This is a genomic window from Pseudomonas sp. CDFA 610 (assembly GCF_021147865.1).
GTDB lineage: Bacteria > Pseudomonadota > Gammaproteobacteria > Pseudomonadales > Pseudomonadaceae > Aquipseudomonas > Aquipseudomonas alliivorans.
On record NZ_JAGTPM010000019.1, the window covers coordinates 1 to 16,642 of the forward strand.

General features: G+C 49.1%; 20 protein-coding genes and 1 pseudogene. 14 read left to right on the top strand and 7 right to left on the bottom strand.

The features are described from left to right. A pseudogene (locus KDX39_RS26075) lies at positions 1-135 on the bottom strand (tyrosine-type recombinase/integrase); the annotation flags it as partial. Between the two features lie 408 nt (positions 136-543). Here KDX39_RS26075 and KDX39_RS26080 point away from each other — a divergent pair. Both KDX39_RS26080 and KDX39_RS26085 read left to right on the top strand, forming a co-directional pair. Next, a complete protein-coding gene (locus KDX39_RS26080) occupies positions 544-870 on the top strand; it encodes a type II toxin-antitoxin system RelE/ParE family toxin (protein WP_017709572.1) in 327 nt (108 codons plus the stop codon). Between the two features lie 111 nt (positions 871-981). Continuing rightward, a complete protein-coding gene (locus KDX39_RS26085) occupies positions 982-1,269 on the top strand; it encodes a helix-turn-helix domain-containing protein (RefSeq protein WP_020352225.1) in 288 nt (95 codons plus the stop codon). Between the two features lie 103 nt (positions 1,270-1,372). On the opposite strand, the gene KDX39_RS26090 is transcribed toward KDX39_RS26085, so the two are convergent. Continuing rightward, positions 1,373-1,708: a hypothetical protein gene (locus tag KDX39_RS26090; protein ID WP_017709574.1), complete on the bottom strand. Its 336-nt coding sequence runs from the start codon at positions 1,706-1,708 to the stop codon at positions 1,373-1,375. Beyond that, positions 1,705-2,406 (bottom strand): ParA family protein, encoded by a 702-nt coding sequence (locus KDX39_RS26095; protein ID WP_024667343.1) that lies wholly within the window; start codon positions 2,404-2,406, stop codon positions 1,705-1,707. The genes KDX39_RS26090 and KDX39_RS26095 overlap by 4 nt, the downstream gene beginning before the upstream one ends. 647 nt (positions 2,407-3,053) lie before the next feature. On the opposite strand from KDX39_RS26095, the gene KDX39_RS26100 reads away from it, so the two are divergent. The 5 genes from KDX39_RS26100 (at position 3,054) to KDX39_RS26120 (ending at position 7,376) form a co-directional block, all read left to right on the top strand. Further along, a complete protein-coding gene (locus KDX39_RS26100; protein ID WP_017709576.1) occupies positions 3,054-3,620 on the top strand; it encodes a hypothetical protein in 567 nt (188 codons plus the stop codon). A gap of 520 nt (positions 3,621-4,140) precedes the next feature. Further along, positions 4,141-4,395: a hypothetical protein gene (locus KDX39_RS26105; RefSeq protein ID WP_024667342.1), complete on the top strand. Its 255-nt coding sequence runs from the start codon at positions 4,141-4,143 to the stop codon at positions 4,393-4,395. Between the two features lie 185 nt (positions 4,396-4,580). After that, a complete protein-coding gene (locus KDX39_RS26110) occupies positions 4,581-5,882 on the top strand; it encodes a replication initiation protein (RefSeq protein ID WP_231662353.1) in 1,302 nt (433 codons plus the stop codon). A 132-nt stretch (positions 5,883-6,014) separates the two neighbouring features. Continuing rightward, on the top strand, positions 6,015-6,335 hold the full coding sequence (locus tag KDX39_RS26115) for a hypothetical protein (RefSeq protein ID WP_231662354.1): 321 nt from the start codon (positions 6,015-6,017) through the stop codon (positions 6,333-6,335). Positions 6,336-7,151: 816 nt separating this feature from the next. Next, positions 7,152-7,376: a hypothetical protein gene (locus tag KDX39_RS26120; RefSeq protein WP_074929272.1), complete on the top strand. Its 225-nt coding sequence runs from the start codon at positions 7,152-7,154 to the stop codon at positions 7,374-7,376. An 808-nt stretch (positions 7,377-8,184) separates the two neighbouring features. Here the strand turns inward: KDX39_RS26120 and KDX39_RS26125 are convergent. After that, the gene (locus tag KDX39_RS26125; protein WP_175526992.1) at positions 8,185-8,448 is read right to left on the bottom strand and encodes a hypothetical protein; all 264 of its coding nucleotides are present in this window, start codon (positions 8,446-8,448) and stop codon (positions 8,185-8,187) included. A 534-nt stretch (positions 8,449-8,982) separates the two neighbouring features. Between KDX39_RS26125 and relB the strand changes: the two genes are divergently transcribed. The 4 genes from relB (at position 8,983) to KDX39_RS26145 (ending at position 10,230) form a co-directional block, all read left to right on the top strand. Beyond that, complete coding sequence (gene relB, locus KDX39_RS26130; protein WP_231662355.1) at positions 8,983-9,207, top strand: type II toxin-antitoxin system RelB family antitoxin; 225 nt, start codon at positions 8,983-8,985, stop codon at positions 9,205-9,207. Next, positions 9,191-9,463 (top strand): type II toxin-antitoxin system RelE family toxin, encoded by a 273-nt coding sequence (locus KDX39_RS26135; protein WP_017709581.1) that lies wholly within the window; start codon positions 9,191-9,193, stop codon positions 9,461-9,463. The genes relB and KDX39_RS26135 overlap by 17 nt, the downstream gene beginning before the upstream one ends. Positions 9,464-9,641: 178 nt before the next feature. After that, positions 9,642-9,935: a plasmid mobilization protein MobA gene (mobA, locus tag KDX39_RS26140; protein WP_017709582.1), complete on the top strand. Its 294-nt coding sequence runs from the start codon at positions 9,642-9,644 to the stop codon at positions 9,933-9,935. 40 nt (positions 9,936-9,975) lie between these two features. Next, entirely contained in the window at positions 9,976-10,230 is a 255-nt protein-coding gene (locus KDX39_RS26145) for a hypothetical protein (protein ID WP_080106675.1), read from the top strand. A gap of 331 nt (positions 10,231-10,561) precedes the next feature. Here KDX39_RS26145 and KDX39_RS26150 read toward each other — a convergent pair whose 3' ends face one another. The 3 genes from KDX39_RS26150 to KDX39_RS26160 are packed head-to-tail and all read right to left on the bottom strand — an operon-like array spanning position 10,562 to position 13,596. Then, entirely contained in the window at positions 10,562-11,065 is a 504-nt protein-coding gene (locus tag KDX39_RS26150; protein WP_017709584.1) for a hypothetical protein, read from the bottom strand. A 36-nt stretch (positions 11,066-11,101) separates the two neighbouring features. Then, entirely contained in the window at positions 11,102-13,273 is a 2,172-nt protein-coding gene (locus KDX39_RS26155; RefSeq protein ID WP_231662356.1) for a DotA/TraY family protein, read from the bottom strand. Then, entirely contained in the window at positions 13,270-13,596 is a 327-nt protein-coding gene (locus KDX39_RS26160) for a hypothetical protein (RefSeq protein WP_074929282.1), read from the bottom strand. Before KDX39_RS26160 ends, KDX39_RS26155 begins: the two co-directional genes overlap by 4 nt. A gap of 260 nt (positions 13,597-13,856) precedes the next feature. Between KDX39_RS26160 and KDX39_RS26165 the strand changes: the two genes are divergently transcribed. The 3 genes from KDX39_RS26165 to KDX39_RS26175 all read left to right on the top strand — a co-directional run bounded on the left by KDX39_RS26165 (position 13,857) and on the right by KDX39_RS26175 (position 16,157). Then, positions 13,857-14,870, top strand: a complete 1,014-nt coding sequence (locus tag KDX39_RS26165; protein WP_074929284.1) for a hypothetical protein — start codon at positions 13,857-13,859, stop codon at positions 14,868-14,870. 406 nt (positions 14,871-15,276) lie between these two features. Then, positions 15,277-15,966 carry a GNAT family N-acetyltransferase gene (locus tag KDX39_RS26170; RefSeq protein WP_231662357.1) on the top strand — a complete coding sequence of 230 codons (690 nt, stop codon included), beginning with the start codon at positions 15,277-15,279 and terminating at the stop codon, positions 15,964-15,966. 5 nt (positions 15,967-15,971) lie between these two features. Further along, positions 15,972-16,157 carry a hypothetical protein gene (locus KDX39_RS26175; RefSeq protein WP_231662358.1) on the top strand — a complete coding sequence of 62 codons (186 nt, stop codon included), beginning with the start codon at positions 15,972-15,974 and terminating at the stop codon, positions 16,155-16,157. Positions 16,158-16,642: the final 485 nt, after the last annotated feature.

Sequence of the window (16,642 nt, forward strand, 5' to 3'; positions counted from 1 at the left end):
GTAGGCACGTCGTGTTCGAGGGTTATCCAGGTTGGCAAACCACTCGACCGCGGCCGGAACTTGGGCCAGCGTCTGAAATTCGACCGCCGTGAGCCGACGCTGATCGTTCTGGTGAGCTTTCGTCAATTCGTGCATATCGTTCTCATCAGTGGCTCGTTCACGATCATCGGCGATCTCTTCAGTCACAAAATCAACGCTAAATGCCGTCTCTGCAGCTAAAAGCGATAAACGGCAATAATTGGTGATAACCTATTTTATCACCACTTTTAAGGTGCTGAGATTGTCGATTGCCTTTCAAAGGAAATCTTTACCAAAAATGCTTTGACTTATCCTTGTTCTGATATAAATTGGAGCTACACCTTTCGGTGCGATTCATCATAGGCGCTGTAGACCTATGAGCATTCCATGGGGAATGCAAGATTTTCTGGATTGCGGCGCCGCCGCAGTTCAAACAAGCAGGTGACCAAGCTGGGGAACGCTGATGGCTTACTCATATACTGAGAAAAAACTCAATTTTATCAAAAACTTACTAAGGTATTACCAATGGCAGAGGTATCGAAGTTAGTAGATTTTTGTGGCAGCAGTGAAAAGGATATCGCGAGCTTTCCACCCGTTATTCGTGATCGAGTGGTCTACCAGCTTGACTTGGTAAAGCACGGAGATGATCCATCCAACTTCAAGCCTGTGAAAACTGTTGGACCAGGCGTATACGAGATTAAAATTCGAGCAAAACAAGGGGCTTTTCGCGTGTTTTATGTGGCGAATCGAGCAGGCGTGATTTCGGTACTGCATGCGTTTCAGAAAACCACTGAAAAGACGGAAAAGCGTGACATTGATCTTGCGAAAAAAAGATTGAAGTCGCAGGGCTAAGACGGACTGGCACCCCCTTGCATCTGCTAGGGGTTAAGCATTAGGTGCACTACGATAGCCCTAACCCTATGAGGTATGTATCGAGTAAATTCATCAATCGAGGTAATCATGATGACAAACGAACGCCACGCCAATATTTGGGATGCGTTGGTTGAGTCGCCGGAAGAAGCTGAAAATTTGCAGTTACGTTCGACGCTGATGCGGGCACTCACCCGAAAGGTACGTTCTTGGGAGCTTGCTCAAAAGGAGGCAGCGCTGAGATTGAAGGTAACGCAACCTAGGCTGAACGACCTGCTTAAAGGGAAAATTGATAAATTTTCCCTTGATGCTTTAGTGAAGATGTTGCCCGGCGCAGGCCTTCAGATTGAAGTGACAGTCAAAGAGCGCTCTGCAGCGTAAGTTTCAGTCTTACACAGAGGCTCTGTCTGGCTTGGTGTTGACCAGCAGCGCATCAGCTGGACCAAGCTCACAACTTAGCGCGTACGCTTTCACTGCTAGCGCGTTATACAGGTCCCTGCCCTGCCCCCAATTCGCGTCGCAAGGCTGCCAGCGCTCGTTTGAGTGTTTCACCTAATGGTTGATCGATATCGTCAGCAATACGGTACAGTTCATCCTTGGTCTCCTGCTCACCTTTGATGTTGATCTGAACATTGCGTCCAGTTTTGTAACGTCGCTTTGCCCGTTCGACCGGGGGAAGTGAAGTGGCCGGCTGTCGGCTTACAAAGCCATGTTGGTTCGCCATTTTTTCCACCTCAGCTTTGCTTTGCTTTGTTTTCTGTTCGGTGGCTGCTTTAGGCTCGAAATCCTTCAAGCTATCCAACGGATCTACGCGACTCATGATGAAATCTTCTCCTGGTGAGCCTCTAAGGTGATTCTGGCTATGAGTTCTCGTGCGAATGCTTCGGCGTTTTCTATGGCTTTTCCGACATTGGAAACTTCGTCAGTTGGCAGCATTTCAAGCGGCAAGCGGTATGAAAACATAGCCTTGAACGCGGCTCGTTCGTTCAATTCAGTCTCAAAGAACGGTATGCCCCCTGCTTCAAAGCTTTTGCGGATATGCCGAGTATCTCGGCTTTGAATCGCTGCTGACGTTCTTGTGAACAGAACGGCGTAAGGCAGTTTGTAATCAGGTTTATGCTTTTGGATGCCACGTTCATGCGCCCGAATTAAACCGAACGCCCTACTCGCTTGCTCTGCGTCTAGCTGCGAGCCCTGCGTCGGTACCACCACAAAATCCGACTCTGCAATCGCATACGCGACGATAGTTGCCGCCGTACCTTCTAGATCAACAATCACGAAAGGTGTTTTCGTAGCGGCATCGGCGATCGTCTCGCCGATCGTCTTATCAGTCACGTCCGAAATTATCGTCATGTTTGTCGGCGCATTACCTCCCTCTGCCCACGACTTAATTGGATGGTTGGGGTCGGCATCAATGACGGTAATAGGAACGCGTCGTGCGATTTGTTCGGATAACGCAAGGCATGATGTCGTTTTGCCAGCACCGCCTTTAGGTGAGACGAACACAATAACTGGCATAGCGGGGCCCTTCTCGTTGGGTTGACGGGTAAATGATACCCTTGGAATTCCGTTTGAATTCTATCTGGTAACTACGATAGATTCTATAAGGAATTCCTTTATAGATTCCTTTATAGATTCCTAAAGGAATTCTACATGGAATTCCTAAAGGAATTCAAATTGGATTCCACATGGAATCCAAAATGGAATCCAACATGGAATTCTTTATGAATGTTCAGACTTTTTCACTGCTTGGAGTTTCGGCCACTAATGACACACAGCTGTGAAAGAGGCCGTTGGGTCTGTATGACAGATGCTTAGCATGACCAGTGGAAGGGGCACCGATAGGGTGTAGACAGCCTGACCAATGTGGCCATTTGGATTGAGCTGAGAAAGAAAACCTTGGTAGCGTCTCCGGTGAAGCAGCGCCTACAGTTGTATGCTGGAGCGGAACCTAAGCAGTACAGTTCAGTAGTACAACTGGTGCTCACCAACGTGACACGAACTACCTCTGGTGAAAACTCCAAGATCCGAATAGCCCTGCGCATAATGAGGAGGTTCGTTAAATGGCCCTTCGCGGGTAGGGCTACTCAGGACGATGCAAATGGCAGTGTTTTTTTCAGGTAAAATTGACCAATTAATCTAATAACCGCGTCCGAGGGATTGGCTTGCCTAAAAAATTTCATGTGGACTCCATCCAGCATTGGGAGCCATTTGTGCATGACGGAGTCTCGTATGATCTTGGGCATCTCGACACCCATGAAGTCGTCTTCCAGAAAGAAGGGGATCCGATCAGTTTTGTCGTCACCTATGGTCTGCATTGCTTTACCAAGGATGACACCCAGCACAATATCCCTCTGAAATACGCTGACGGTCGCGAGAGCCAGTTCATCTGTATGGAGCGCTACGAGGCATCAAAGCAGCTACGGAGCATGTTGGAAAAGCTTGACGGTGCTACGGTCTACCTGACACAAGGCGAAAGTTTTTTCACCCTCGACGTGTTGAACAACGAAAGCGGGGCGGTGGAGCCGTTCAAGATCTGCATGGCTATTTTTCGGGAAAACCGAGTGTTGCGAATCCACGTCACCAGCGCGTTCTTTGCACGGCTCGGCGAAGGCTCACCGGGGGTGCCAATCAACAAAAAGGGGTTCAGCATCTTTAAGGTAGCAGTAGATACCCAGAAAAAGCCGAAAGGGCAATGCCCTAAAGAAGTCCGGAACCGGCCTAAGACGTGAGGAGAAAAAACTGGGTGCCCAGAAACGGCGAATCCCTCTCTAGGAGGGATTCTCAGCCGTCGATTGCATGCGTTCGACGGGGCAGGTCATTCTTGCGTCGCGCTCGGCGAACTGCTTTCGCAGCAACGGGGTGCGACCCTTTCGGATCCCTGTAACCACCCTGTGGTACACGACTAAGTCGCAAGCTGATTATGCAATGATCCACAAGCTTATACAAGGTTCGTTGATCATTTTTGATCATGGTGGTTCACGCTGAATCAGCGCATATGCCCGGCTAACCGCCTGCGGCTATGGCCTTCGCTTATCAGCCAAGCGCGGTGGCCTGGTCCCTACGATTGAGCAGCTTGCAGCCCGATGTGTAGCAATCGCGCTAGCTATTTCACTGCATAAAAACGCAAAAACCTGCGCAAGGGTCGTCATTTAACTCTACTTAACGCAATCATAATCTGCATGAATTTGCTTTTTCATGCATCTAGGCTTAGTCTTGACTAGCTATTACCACAACGATTCGAGGGGCTTGATGGCCGTGGATCTTTCAGCGATGCGTAAGTTGTTCAATAAGGGTGGCCTTAAAACTGCCATTGTAGCCCCTGCTGCTATGCAAAGCGGGTGGGAGCTCATTGTTGTTCATACGGATGGAACGCTGGATTACATGACCATTGCCCGATCAGATCGACGCAAGATTTACAAAAGCCTTGAATCAGTACATGCCGATGCAGCAAGGGTGGGATTTGCAGAAGTGACAACGCACGTGGAGGCTATGCAAGTGGCTTAATGGAATAGCAGAAACCAGAAAGCCCGGCTGGTAACCGGGCTTTCTGGACAAACTAGAACAGGTTTTCTCTTTCGACGGGGCAAACCTGTTCATCGACAAGGTGAGCTGATTATGGCTAGCACTGCGGCTTCTTGCAAGTTGCAAAATGCTATCCGTAAGAGGTTTGCCGCCGAATGGCGGGGAAAATGGATTCCACCTCTAAAAAACGAGATACGCATGTCCCGTGCGGTTACGGCCTGCAAGACAAGCCTACAGCGGGGGCATACGCGCCGTCAGGGCGATTCTTTGAAGATGGCACGGCACTCAACCGCGTTGTCATCGAGGCGCCCTATCTTGCTCGTTGCAGTGACAACAAAACTGCAACGCTGGTGCGTCCACGCGACTACGCGATCCGTTATCCCTATATGCAGATCAATCGTCGGGGGATGGTGTCCTGGCTGATCTTCGATCTCGATCACACCAACTCTCTTGCCTGGGATGACGAAGGCCTTCCTCCGCCGAATCTGATCGTGCGGAACAGGAACAACGGCCACTCGCATCTGTTCTATGCCATTCCACCGGTCTGTACGACCGAAAATGCCCGCGACAAGCCGATTCAGTACATGAAGGCGGTTTACGCTGCATTTGCGCTGCGCCTAAAGGCTGACCCGGATTACAACAGCGGGCCAGTCGCTAAAACGCCAGGGCATCCATGGTGGTCGACCTCTGAACTGCATAACCATGTCTATGAGCTGGGCGAACTCGCTGATTATGTGGAGCTGCAGGTGTCGCCCTGGAAAACGGGGCCCCAGTTGGAAGATCTGCCCCATTCCAGGCACTGCGTTCTATTTGAACAGCTACGTTATTTCGCTTACAGCATCGTCAACCAAGAGCGCGAGCGCGGGACCCTGACCACGTTCTCGCGGCGGCTTGAAGCATTTGCACATAATCACAACAAATTTGCTCGGAACGGCTTTTCCGAGGATCTGATGCTGTCTTCGGTGAGGGCAACGGTCAGGTCAGTAGCCAGGTGGACGTGGACGCGTTACCAGGGCAGCACTAGGTGCTGTCGAGGTGCAATGTCCTTGGACAAGTCGTTACCACTGGCAGAGCGGCAGAGCCTAGCCGCCAAGCGCACTCACGAGCTGCGGCACAGGTCTACCGAGTCGAAAATCCGCGCAGCGTGTCGAGGACTCCAGGAACGCGGGGAAAAGCTCACCCAGGTAGCTATAGCCATCCTCGCAGGTGTTTCTCGGCAAACGGTGGCCAACTATGGCCATGTATTGAATGAAGTCACCCGGCCGCAGACCATTTCGTTCCTGGCCCCTTCCGTGTCAAAGACGTTTTCCCCAAGTTTTACCGGAGATCAAGGCTCGACACCCTCGCATGGCATAGCCCTCACTAGCACTCCTACGGATGTTATGTATGGTGTACATCAGGTAACAGCCCCCACTGGGGGCGCTCTTGATCTTGTCGTTTCGAGCTCTCAAAGTGAGGATTCTTCATAGTGCCGGGGAGTGCTGTACTGATGTTCATGCGTACTGCCATTGCTTGCTGTCATGTCCAGCATTGGTCTGTTGTCAGAATCGTTTGTCTCATAGCCTTTGGATGCGCTTTCCGTTGAAATGCGTGGGGTATAGATGTGCTGGCTCGCCCAGATTTCGATACAGATCGCCCGATTTCACGGTGGTCGTTACTGGATTGGTTGTTCACGCGTCTGTTCGTTGTTTGAATTAACCGAGATCGAGTGCGAGTGTTTCGCTGCGGTCAAGACGCTGTGTGCGGGTATGCGCACCGACGCAAGCGCGTTGGTTGATACCGGCATGCTGGAGTTGCAGCGCAAACGTAGGAGAGTTTTTGCACGCATCGTAAATGTCACGCAAGCCACTGTTTTTGCCTGGCTGCGGGCTTTCTTTGTAAGGGACACAGGCTATTCCGGTGTGATTCCGGCGTGCTGTTGAAGCTCCTATCTACCCGTTGTGTGGCTGCTGGGCGTGCACCATTAGCGTCTAGCTGACTGTTTTCTACAGGCAAAAAGAAACCCCCTGGTGCGCAGTACGGGCCGGAGCCCATCCGAGGCGTGGAGGTTATGGTTGTGATCAATCCTACGCAGAGGCTGAAAATGCGTCAATTAAGGATTGGGTTTTGGCAGCAACGGAATCGCAACAGCCTTTAGGCTCAGAGCCTCCCTGAAACCCAGCGTGTTGCAAGAGGCGTCGTATATCACCGACATTTTCTATCTGTACTGCGGGTTTTCCGCGACTCACTGAGCTTGAAGAGCTCGACTTTTCCCCTGAAAAGCCTGTGTCTGCCAATTTTTGAAGTGGTTTTTGGCTTTCTAGGTTTTTGTAGGGGAGGAATTATGCGGTGCCCTTACCATTGAGGATTGTCGTATATCGCCGACATTTCTGTTTGCACAGCTGTACAGCAGGACTTCTAGGGGTGAATAGGGAAAACGGAAAAATCGTACGCTAAGCATTTAGCCTGTCAGGTTGAAGTCATACCGTCAGGTAGGGCAGAAAACAGCCCTACTCTGATGTTGCGCGAGTGAACCACCTGACGCCCGGTTGAGGTGCATTTCAAACGGAGACGTCTAAAAATCGTAGGCCGTTGAAAAGTATTGTGATCTTGCTAAAAACTGACCGAAAATGATGGCCTAACGTACGATTTTATCTAAATTCTGCTGGCTCCCCAGATACATCTTTACGTAAATCCGCTTGATTTTGTCACTCCTTTCGCAGCACTTTTACATGACTGCCCATTGAAGGATGTTGATTATGCCGACGGATAACTTGCTCGCTGAGCTGTTGAAACTGCATGAAGCGAATCAGACGCTCGAACGAGCATTCGTAGAAGCTAATGCTGATGGTTTGAAACGATTGTTTGATCAAGGTTTGAGCTGTTACTCGATCACTGTAATGACAGCTGGTAACATTTGTTTCAGGCCTGTCTATGAAGGTGTGCTAACACCGAAGGGCTTGCAGCTTGCGCGTCAAGCGTAAGTTCAAAAGAGACCGAACATTCAAATACTATAGTATTGATAGTGAGTCAGAAAAACGACCACTGGGGTCGCGTTCTGTGCAGTCTCACGTCATTCAGAAGAGTCGTGAGACGGCTTCAAGCAAAGCTCGAAATGCGGTGGTGGAATCACCGGTTTTGCTTGCTCTAGCGGCTGTGCAGAGTCGCCAGAAATGGTGCTTATGTAGGTGTATAACAGTATTCTTGCAGCAAGTTTTATATATTTTCTCATAACTAGATATCTCCGTTAAGGCATGTTGTATTCTCCAAATTAATTTTTGAAATTTTGCGCCTTATATATGTTTTACCATTTGCAAATATATAGTCAAGGATGGCAGTTATTTATTTTTCAAATATATTATAATGTCGCGGTGTAGCATTATAGTATTCGATAAGTCAGCAGCTAGTTTCCCTTATCATGGGGAGCCCGCAGAGTTTGGATGAAATCGTTAATTCATCCCGAGCAACTACAGGGGAGCGAGCTTATGACATTAACTAAAGAGATTTAATCACTATGCCGAAGAAGAAATAAACTATATATTGTTATAAGTGTTTTACTCCTGCTGAGCGGAGACACTCCTCAACCGCCTGTACATGCTGGTGATAGCTCTTCTTATAGGGTTTGCATAGGATTCGGTGGAGGTGCTAAACCCTGATAGCCATTCCGGCACACGTACATCATAACTACCACGACTACCAGGTCATGCTGTTGTTTCTGGGGTTTTCGATATCAACCCGGTGTTTGATTTTCCCCATGAACCAGGCACGTGTACTGCGATGTCCTTCGCGGTATCAATTTTCCGATTGCATTAATTGCATTAACAACGCTTTGTAGCGTTCAACAATCGCTTTCACAGCACTGCTTTTTTCAATCCTCAACGTATGTCGATCATTATTCGCTGTCGTCATCAGGCGATGCCAATGAGACATTGATTTTTGGTCATTTCCAGCTTCTTTATAAAGCTTCTCGGAAGCAAGTGCGAAGACAGTATCTATTAAGTCCTCTGCCAATTCGAGATTTTGTAACTGCTCATTTGATTTTTTTATATCCATCACGACAAATTTACCTTTGTCTTAAATTTTTTTTGTTTCTTTTTTTTCATACGGATGATGATCTTCTCCTCACTTTAGCAGTAATGCTTCTATCGTTTACTCTATCTTTCGTTATGGTTTTGAATTTCCTCGCCTCAAACGTCCGTAGGTTTGTCATTTTTGTTGAAATGTATTTTTTCCCTGATTGTTCACCTGTATGTCATTTTTCGTGGTACCGAGCTGTTCGTAAATGGCTTTCAGAAATGTCTTTTTCAGGTTCACTGAGATTGTTACTAAACACGCTTTTGGAAGCAGGACAGGGTAGGGTTTGTACTCCCGCCATAAATGGCGTACGTACAACCGGCCTCGCTGCAGTCGTTTCACTCCCTTGCGCTGCCTACCTCCCTGCTCAGGGCAAGCCCCGAAACCCCTAAGCCAATTTTTGTGCGCCTGCTTTGGTAGCCCGAAGGCGGCTATTTACACGGCTCTATTGCGATAGGCTGTCCCACACATTATTAACGCTACGCTATACTTGTATAGCAGCCATTGGAGGATCCCATGTTAGCTATCCGTCTTACCCCGGAAATAGAGGAGCGCCTAGAAGCATTGGCTGCTCGTACAGGACGCACCAAGACCTTCTATGCCCGGGAAGCCATCCTCGAGCACATTGATGACCTAGAGGATCTGTACCTAGCTGAGCAGCGATTGGGAGAGGTGCGTGAGAACCGTAGCGAAACGATTTCACTTCAAGACGTGATCAAGTCCTATGACCTGGCGGATTGAATTTGATCCGGCAGCGGAAAAGGAACTGAAAGAACTTGGGGACGATGCAGCAAAGGACGTTCTGAAATTTCTTGTTGGACGTATCACCAATCAAGGCGAACCACACAGTATTGGAAGCGCTCTGAAAGGCTCAGAGCTGGGCGAGCTCTGGAAGTACCGAGTTGGAGACTATCGCATCGTTTCCAATATCCAGGACGTCACTTTAACCATTTTGGTTGTACGGCTCAGCAGTCAGCAGAGAGGGTACAGACGATGAAGGACGATAAGCGCTGGAATCTGTGGAGCTTGTGGACGCGTTGGAAATCTAAAAGAAGAGGCAAAGAGTTCACCCGCTGCGCCACATACAGAGAAGATTTGGTATTGCGGCCTGAGATCCTTGCCGAGCTGGCCGAACGCTCTAAGAACGACACACAGCCGAGTTCCAGGCTATGAGCATGAACGAGCAACGGCGAACCAAATGGTTGCCATTTGTTAGGTGTTTTGAGCATGAAGAAGCGGCAGTTCGCGAGAAAGCCGATGACTGCGGAAAAAGCACTGGGCAATTCATGCTCGCAGCGGCTTTAGGTCGGCGTACTCAAAGCAAAATTTATAGTCACATCCTCAACGAATTGAGGCGGCTGGCTGGTTTGCAAAAACACCTGTTCAAGGAAAGCGGTGGCATGCATTCAAAAGAATATCCAGAGATCCTTGTTGAGGTGAAAGCGGCAATCGTAAGGCTCAGTAAGTAACTGAGTTATTGCGTTAAATTGTAAAATATGGAGGTTAGTCATGGGAGCTATTCATTTTATCCGCGCACCGGATTACCGGTTTGACATTCTGCGGTTACAACAAGCTAACGCATTGATGAGATCCGCTAATCGGGCTGTGGCTTACGGTGATGATATTGAGCTAGCTAGGCTAGGATTTGCAGCCGAGCATCGAGAAGAGCTGATGCGGGGTGGTGGCTTTCATGAACGACTTTTCCGCGCAAACTATCAAACGATTTCTTATTTGCGTCGACACGGAGGCAAGCATGTTCACTAATGCCGTACCACCGCTGTCGATCGCTGGTGGGGTATTAATGCCTGCGACGATAAGTACGGTACGCGGATTACCAGCCTTTCACCTCTGCGCTTGGAGAATTCTGGACCGCTGGGCTCTTGAGAGCCCAGCACAGCTTCGATCTCTGGAATCTGAGGGTGAGGTAGCTCTCTTGGGGCGTTTGTTCGAACAGCAGCAGCTGGAGCACTCGATGCTAACGTCAGAATCTGCCTTGGAACAGCGTCGATCTGGGATGGCTGAACACGAAATCCTTGTACTGAACGAAATCCCCACTCAACTGGGATAAAAAAACCGGGCTTTAAGCCCGGTTTTTTTATCCCATTGCGGTAATCAGCTGCGATGTGATGCGTTCCATATCGTGCGATCGCACGGGTATGGTTATTGATGGATAGTCATAATTTCTAAATCGCAATATGACGTGCTGGAAGTGCTTCCCTGAGGTTATGTCGGTGGCCCACTCTGTGATTTCTGAGAGTGGCATGGCTTTGCGGATACCGTTGTACTCGTCGATCAAGACTGCCGTGCCTGCTTTTGGGTCTATTCCCACGTAGCGGCGGCCCGCTTCATCAGAAATCTGCACCTTGGCTGAAAAACCCGCCGGAGCGATTGACATAACTAGCTTATGCAGTCGCTTCGCGTAGCGACTCTTTAAGTTTTTGATGAGCCAGTTGCCTCCAAACATCCAGACAAAGGTTAGGCCGATCAGCCAAAGTGGCCATAAGGCGTGGCTATTATAAATAATTGCGATTGCTACCCATATTATGATTAGGCTTAAAATATTACCTAGCCAATGAATAGTCGTAATTAAATAAAGCATAATTAACTCCCGTGAACAATATAATTAATTAGCACATTAACCATGAATGCCATCTCCACCGCTAGGTTTGCTATTGCCCGGCTTTCTACCTGGCATGCCAGACTTAGGTGCCATGTGCTCTAGCTTTCCAGCGAAAACCGAGATGGCCTGCCGTGTACGGTCATTGTCGTCCCGACCTACAGTAGCGGATACCTGACCACCTACCCAGTTTATGACCTGATCTGGTACGATAAAAATCAGGTTGAAACTGCTATGGATTAAGTTCAAACACATAGAGCAATAAACCGCGACAAAGAACAGAGCGCTGAAAATTCCTGTCATGGAGTCGTACTGAACATTTGCAATGGTTATTCCAAATAGGTTGTTTAGTAGCGTGCCGCCCGCAACCACAATAGCTCCGCCCAAGAAAAATCCGACTACCATCAATGTAGGTCGAAACATGCAATTCAAGAGAAATAGATAACCGTGCGCCGTTCTCTGGCCCATACCGTCACCTTCACCGCCAAGATGGGTAAAAGCCCAAAGCGGTGCTGCAATGATTGCTTCTCCAACGACAACAAGCCAATTAATTGCTGCACCGAACCAAATGATGAAAGGTGTCATTGGTAGGTATATTGATAAAGTCGCGCCTAGCAGAAATAATGCGAATATCGCCATTATGATAAATGGGGACATTGCATCAAGTAAACCTTTACCAGCATCCAATCCTCCTGAGAAGAAATTTACAAACTTTGTCGTTAGCCCTACAGCGCTGTTGCCATCGGTAACTCTTTCCAAAGCTTTTAAACCGCCGTATGTGGCTACGGCAACTTCGGCTGTTCCCATGAGAGTGTCACCAAGGTTCTTCATCTTGATGAGCGGGTTAAGCTGACCGCCTTGCTCTCCATTGAAGTTAACGTCCGTTACCAGTGAAGTTGTTATTTTCTGCATCGGAGCAAAAAGGTGGCTCATCACTTTGCTTGTTTCGGTTCCCTGAGAACCGTTTGCGCCCAAAGGATTTGCATTGGTGTTTGTACTCTTTTGCACCGCGTAGGCGTCCATCGCGCTTTGATAAAGATTGACGACAGCAGGGTCTCCACCCGATGAAGGGCCGTATGAGCCAGCTTTGGCGGCAACGGCATCAGTCAGTTTCGTATTGGCTTGGGCAAATGTTTGATACCAGGCGCCTAGTGACCACCACCCTGCCTCTGTGATGCTCGTGCTCATCTGATTTGCGAGCGCTTCAATATCTCCCTGCTTAGTACCGACGCTTTGGTTAACGGTGATTTCGTAAGCCTGAGCGGCGGACTGGATCCCCCCTTCGACATCCGAAATATCTCCAGCACCATTCTTTTTCTGAACAACTTCATTAACGAATTTGAGAGCGGATTTGGTGATCGTATTTTGCATTGCCACCAAAGCGTCGAGATGCGCCTTACGGATTTGTGAGGTATCAATCGTGGTGGAAAACCAGTTTGTCGATGATGACTGGGCTTCGAGATCCGCATTGATATCGGCTCCACCACATATGAAGCTTTTGTTTTTTAGGGTGAAACCGGAGCTCGTCGGCACCTGCTGGACGTAGCCGCCTTGTGTGACAAGTCCGCCTTGTGCAGCAGCCTCGGCGAGACCGGCGTTTATGCCGTGCATGCAGATATTGGCCTCAAACAGATTATGGGCAAGCTGGAGGGTGCTGGGCATGGCCGGTTGCACCACCATTCCTTTCCCATCTTCAAAGGCACTAATGGCGGCATCTGTACTTAAATTGGCAATACCTATGCCCATAGTAGATGCGGACCAAAGCATAAGCAGTTGCGAAAGAGACCACCCGTTTGCGGTAGGTACTAAAGAAACCAACCCCCACACTATTCGTACAGGTCCCCAGACCGTTGTATTTTGCTTGTCGAACACAGCGCCATCGTGAGCCGTGCGCGTTAACTTCCGAAAGATGATATAGCAGGCCCATAGTGACCCAACGACCAGGAGAGCGCCGTTAAGTACTTGAAATATGCTGGCTAGAATAGTATCTACACCGCCAGCCTCGCTGGAGGCAAGAGGGTTGTTAACCACGTCGCCATAGATAGTTGTAAGAGCTTGGCGGGACAAATCGCCAGTTTTTTTGGATGCGGCAGTTATTTCACCGATTGTTGTGGTTTCCGCAAACACAGGCAACACAACAACACAGGAAAAAATAAAGGCAATACAGGAAAGCGGTCTGGATAGTTTCACTTGTCTGCGGCCTCCGTTTCTGGGGATCCCTGTTTAATTTCCCAGTTAAAGACATGAAGCCACCAATGCTTCCGCTGGTAATAATCGCGTGGTGATTTCCCTGGGTTTCGGAGCAACCAGAGATTGCCATCTGCTGCGAATGCGCACCCGACAATTCCTAACGTCATCACTGCCCAAAACGTTTTGTACTTCAGCATGACGAATACGTAAGGCGTTGCGAATGGCCACCCAAATATTAAACCGATGGTTGAGAATAAAACAAAAAAAAGTATCACTCTTTTGGATGTTTTTTGATCCTTTATCAATTGCTCGCGATTTTCCATTCTTGTACCCCAGTATTGGAAACAGGCCGGTATAGATACCTTTATTTTAAGTTTCCTATAGGTCGTTGTACAAGAATATCTAGAATAGATATTTCTATCGTTACTGTCTTTCCGTATAATTGCAATGTACGGAATTTTAATACGCTAAGAACGCCGAAGTTAAAGGGATTTATGAGGACTTAATTTTTATTCTTATTTTGTACTCATGTCATAGTACAAAAAATCGTTAGCAGCCAAAGGCGTAATGCCAAGGGGGGGCAATGACAAAAGGGACAAAACCAGGGCAGTTTTCGCCGGTATCGCTTGAAGCACTGGAGCTGATCGCTAACGCGAAAAAAGACCCTCGCTTGCTATTGGCGTACTTAGGGTTGGCCAGGCATACGACCATGAGGGATTTAGACGGCCGTGGCCCTAACATGCTGACTGGTGCGGGTGCGGAGAAAGTCAGGGTGCTGACAGGCTGTGGAACGCCTATGGCCACAGGCATAGTTAACGCCTTAGCCGGCATGGGGCTCATCAAGAAGCCAGCGGCAGGGTTGCCACGCAATCAGGCTCTATGGGCAATGCACCACCAGGGAACTGTGAATATCCCTCACGCGCTGATAGATGGGGGGATAGGCAATGCGGATGGCATTGGTCGCTTATTGAAGGAAGGGGCTACTGATGAAGTGGTTGTCTGCGCCGTTATGCTGCTGATTTACTGTTATGCAGTGCACGATCTAGAAATGTTCGGCGGAGTTGATCACCAGCAGATATGGCGACATTGGAACCATATGGTCAGCCCTGAAGGTGAAGGGTTCCGAGTGACAGCTGAGCCAATCAACGACACAGCCCAAGCAAAATTTATCAGCAAGATAGTTGGCAGCATGGGCGGTAAGGTAGACGAGAATGGCAATAGTGACGTTTTTTGGAAGGCCTTCAAGCTGCTGAAAGGTACGGGCCTTTTTTATGAGGTTGTAACCTCCATAAGCATCGACGGTGAGAGGACTCCAATCCGTGTTAATGACTTCCACGCCGTTGGGTCTGACTCGTCCCTGCTAGAGGCCGCACCTGGCCTTGGCGTTGGATTTTACGTGCACAAGGATAACGATCGCTCAGAACCTGAGGGCTGCTGGTTTTATCTGCCATCAGATCCAGAGAAAGTGGTTGGTATCTGGCGGCTCAGATACCGGTGTGCAACACCGGAAACGGCTAGGGGAGTCGCGCTTGACTGGTCCAAAGTCGACGACGCTATCGCTGCTATGTGCGCGAAAGGCGTCCTATACTCTGGTTAAATACTAGGTAAGTGACATATAGGTAGGTTGAAGATATACGTAGGATGACTGATATAACTCAGAAAGACAGATATACGTCAGGAAGACTAGATACAGGTCAGAGTGAGCTGTGCAGAGCGTAAAAGTCAAAAGCGGGTAATCAGTGCATGGAAACACATAGTGTTGTGTGCGGGCAGTAAGGCCTAGGAAACACCGATGACTCCAGTGCTGACCTGCTTTCTGAAGCTGCCAACCCGTGAAACGGAACGACGAGCACCGTGTTGTGAGGAGGCAGGAATGTGGCTGGGAGACCGTTGCGTGCCACGAGCGACTCTGACTCGCCCGACTGACTGATAGGATATTTCCGACTTGCATGGGGACGTTCACTGAACGCTTTACCAGTGCAGCTCCGACACGAAGGAAAAATATGCCGACATATTCTCTGCACACCACTCAACCTAGTGAGGCTGTTAAGCATCAGGTCGCAACAATGACGGGCGCTTATACGGCCGATCTTCACAGGTACGACTTTGCAGGCATGGTGCCCGTTAATTTGCTGTTAGGGTTGTATCAAAACCTTCTAGCTTGGGAGGTTATGTCGTATCTCGATCGCATCGGTCTTCGGCCCGAAGCCCCAACAGAGCTCATTACAGCGCACGGTGTAGACCATTCGGTTATTGGATATGTGCTCTACCTTCCGGTCCCAAGCCATCCAGACGCCTGCGGGCTAACGTATATGGTTGTTCATCATCAACACCGCGGGCTTGGTATTGGCAGAACGATGATGGAAAAAGTGATTGCACGGTATCCTCATGTCGAGCTTACGTGCACACCGGCCAAAGTCGCTCTCTACCAAGCTATGGGCTTTCAGATCCTTGATTCGGACAACACGCAAATTGTGATGAATACCCGCAATCATAGCTGCGAAGGATTTGTGGCCTTGCAAGACGTATCGACGCTCTATGAGTCGAAGCAGGCGCAGGAGCTACAGATGAAATTGGTCGATATGCACGGTGAAGGTGCAGTTTTCAAAGATCGCAAGCGTTTGAAAAAACACATCGCTGAGGCGACAAAAAAAGCGAAGGCGTTTTACCAGGCCAACAGAAAAAATAGGTGAAATTGATGGATAAAGGAGATATCAAGCAGCGCCTTCAGGCGCTAGAGGAGCTGGTTCAAGAGATGGCCAATGTTTTGGATGAGGGTCCAGAAGATGCTCCGCTAGCATTTTTTGAAGCCTGTGAGGACGCACAACTTCAGATTACTCAGCTTATGCGCGCCACCTTTCTTGCTGTTCAGATGAAGCCGTAGTGTGTTTACCCGTTAAGGACTAAAAAGCCAGGTTCTTTCAAAGCAACCTGGCTCGCTGCTAGACTGCTGGCCGAGGCCTGCAGGTCTCACATGCACCACCACAGCCCTAACCAGTCAAGACTCGACCCTCAGCTGGTTCAGGGCTTTATTTTTGAGGGCATCGAGGTGGGTGGACTGGCACTCGATGCCCGTGACTCTTCTCTTCAGTAACTGCATTTTCGGCCTCCTGCAGGTCGTGTCGGTTATCAGCTAAACGTTGCACCACCACAGCCCTAACCAGTCAAGACTCGACCCTCAGCTGGTTCAGGGCTTTATTTTTGAGGGCATCGAGGTGGGTGGACTGGCACTCGATGCCCGTGACTCTTCTCTTCAGTAACTGCATTTTTGGCCTCCTGCAGGTCGTGTCGGTTATCAGCTAAACGTTGCACCACCACAGCCCTAACCAGTCAAGACTCGACCCTCAGCTGGTTCAGGGCTTTATTTTT

Bases quoted from the DNA above. Each gene is read 5' to 3' on its own strand.
- KDX39_RS26080 (WP_017709572.1), top strand. From the start codon at position 544: ATGGCAGAGGTATCGAAGTTAGTAGATTTTTGTGGCAGCAGTGAAAAG.
- KDX39_RS26085 (WP_020352225.1), top strand. From the start codon at position 982: ATGACAAACGAACGCCACGCCAATATTTGGGATGCGTTGGTTGAGTCG.
- KDX39_RS26090 (WP_017709574.1), bottom strand. From the start codon at position 1,708: ATGAGTCGCGTAGATCCGTTGGATAGCTTGAAGGATTTCGAGCCTAAA.
- KDX39_RS26095 (WP_024667343.1), bottom strand. From the start codon at position 2,406: ATGCCAGTTATTGTGTTCGTCTCACCTAAAGGCGGTGCTGGCAAAACG.
- KDX39_RS26105 (WP_024667342.1), top strand. From the start codon at position 4,141: ATGGCCGTGGATCTTTCAGCGATGCGTAAGTTGTTCAATAAGGGTGGC.
- KDX39_RS26110 (WP_231662353.1), top strand. From the start codon at position 4,581: ATGGATTCCACCTCTAAAAAACGAGATACGCATGTCCCGTGCGGTTAC.
- KDX39_RS26115 (WP_231662354.1), top strand. From the start codon at position 6,015: ATGTGCTGGCTCGCCCAGATTTCGATACAGATCGCCCGATTTCACGGT.
- KDX39_RS26120 (WP_074929272.1), top strand. From the start codon at position 7,152: ATGCCGACGGATAACTTGCTCGCTGAGCTGTTGAAACTGCATGAAGCG.
- relB (WP_231662355.1), top strand. From the start codon at position 8,983: ATGTTAGCTATCCGTCTTACCCCGGAAATAGAGGAGCGCCTAGAAGCA.
- KDX39_RS26135 (WP_017709581.1), top strand. From the start codon at position 9,191: ATGACCTGGCGGATTGAATTTGATCCGGCAGCGGAAAAGGAACTGAAA.
- mobA (WP_017709582.1), top strand. From the start codon at position 9,642: ATGAACGAGCAACGGCGAACCAAATGGTTGCCATTTGTTAGGTGTTTT.
- KDX39_RS26145 (WP_080106675.1), top strand. From the start codon at position 9,976: ATGGGAGCTATTCATTTTATCCGCGCACCGGATTACCGGTTTGACATT.
- KDX39_RS26150 (WP_017709584.1), bottom strand. From the start codon at position 11,065: ATGCTTTATTTAATTACGACTATTCATTGGCTAGGTAATATTTTAAGC.
- KDX39_RS26160 (WP_074929282.1), bottom strand. From the start codon at position 13,596: ATGGAAAATCGCGAGCAATTGATAAAGGATCAAAAAACATCCAAAAGA.
- KDX39_RS26165 (WP_074929284.1), top strand. From the start codon at position 13,857: ATGACAAAAGGGACAAAACCAGGGCAGTTTTCGCCGGTATCGCTTGAA.
- KDX39_RS26170 (WP_231662357.1), top strand. From the start codon at position 15,277: ATGCCGACATATTCTCTGCACACCACTCAACCTAGTGAGGCTGTTAAG.
- KDX39_RS26175 (WP_231662358.1), top strand. From the start codon at position 15,972: ATGGATAAAGGAGATATCAAGCAGCGCCTTCAGGCGCTAGAGGAGCTG.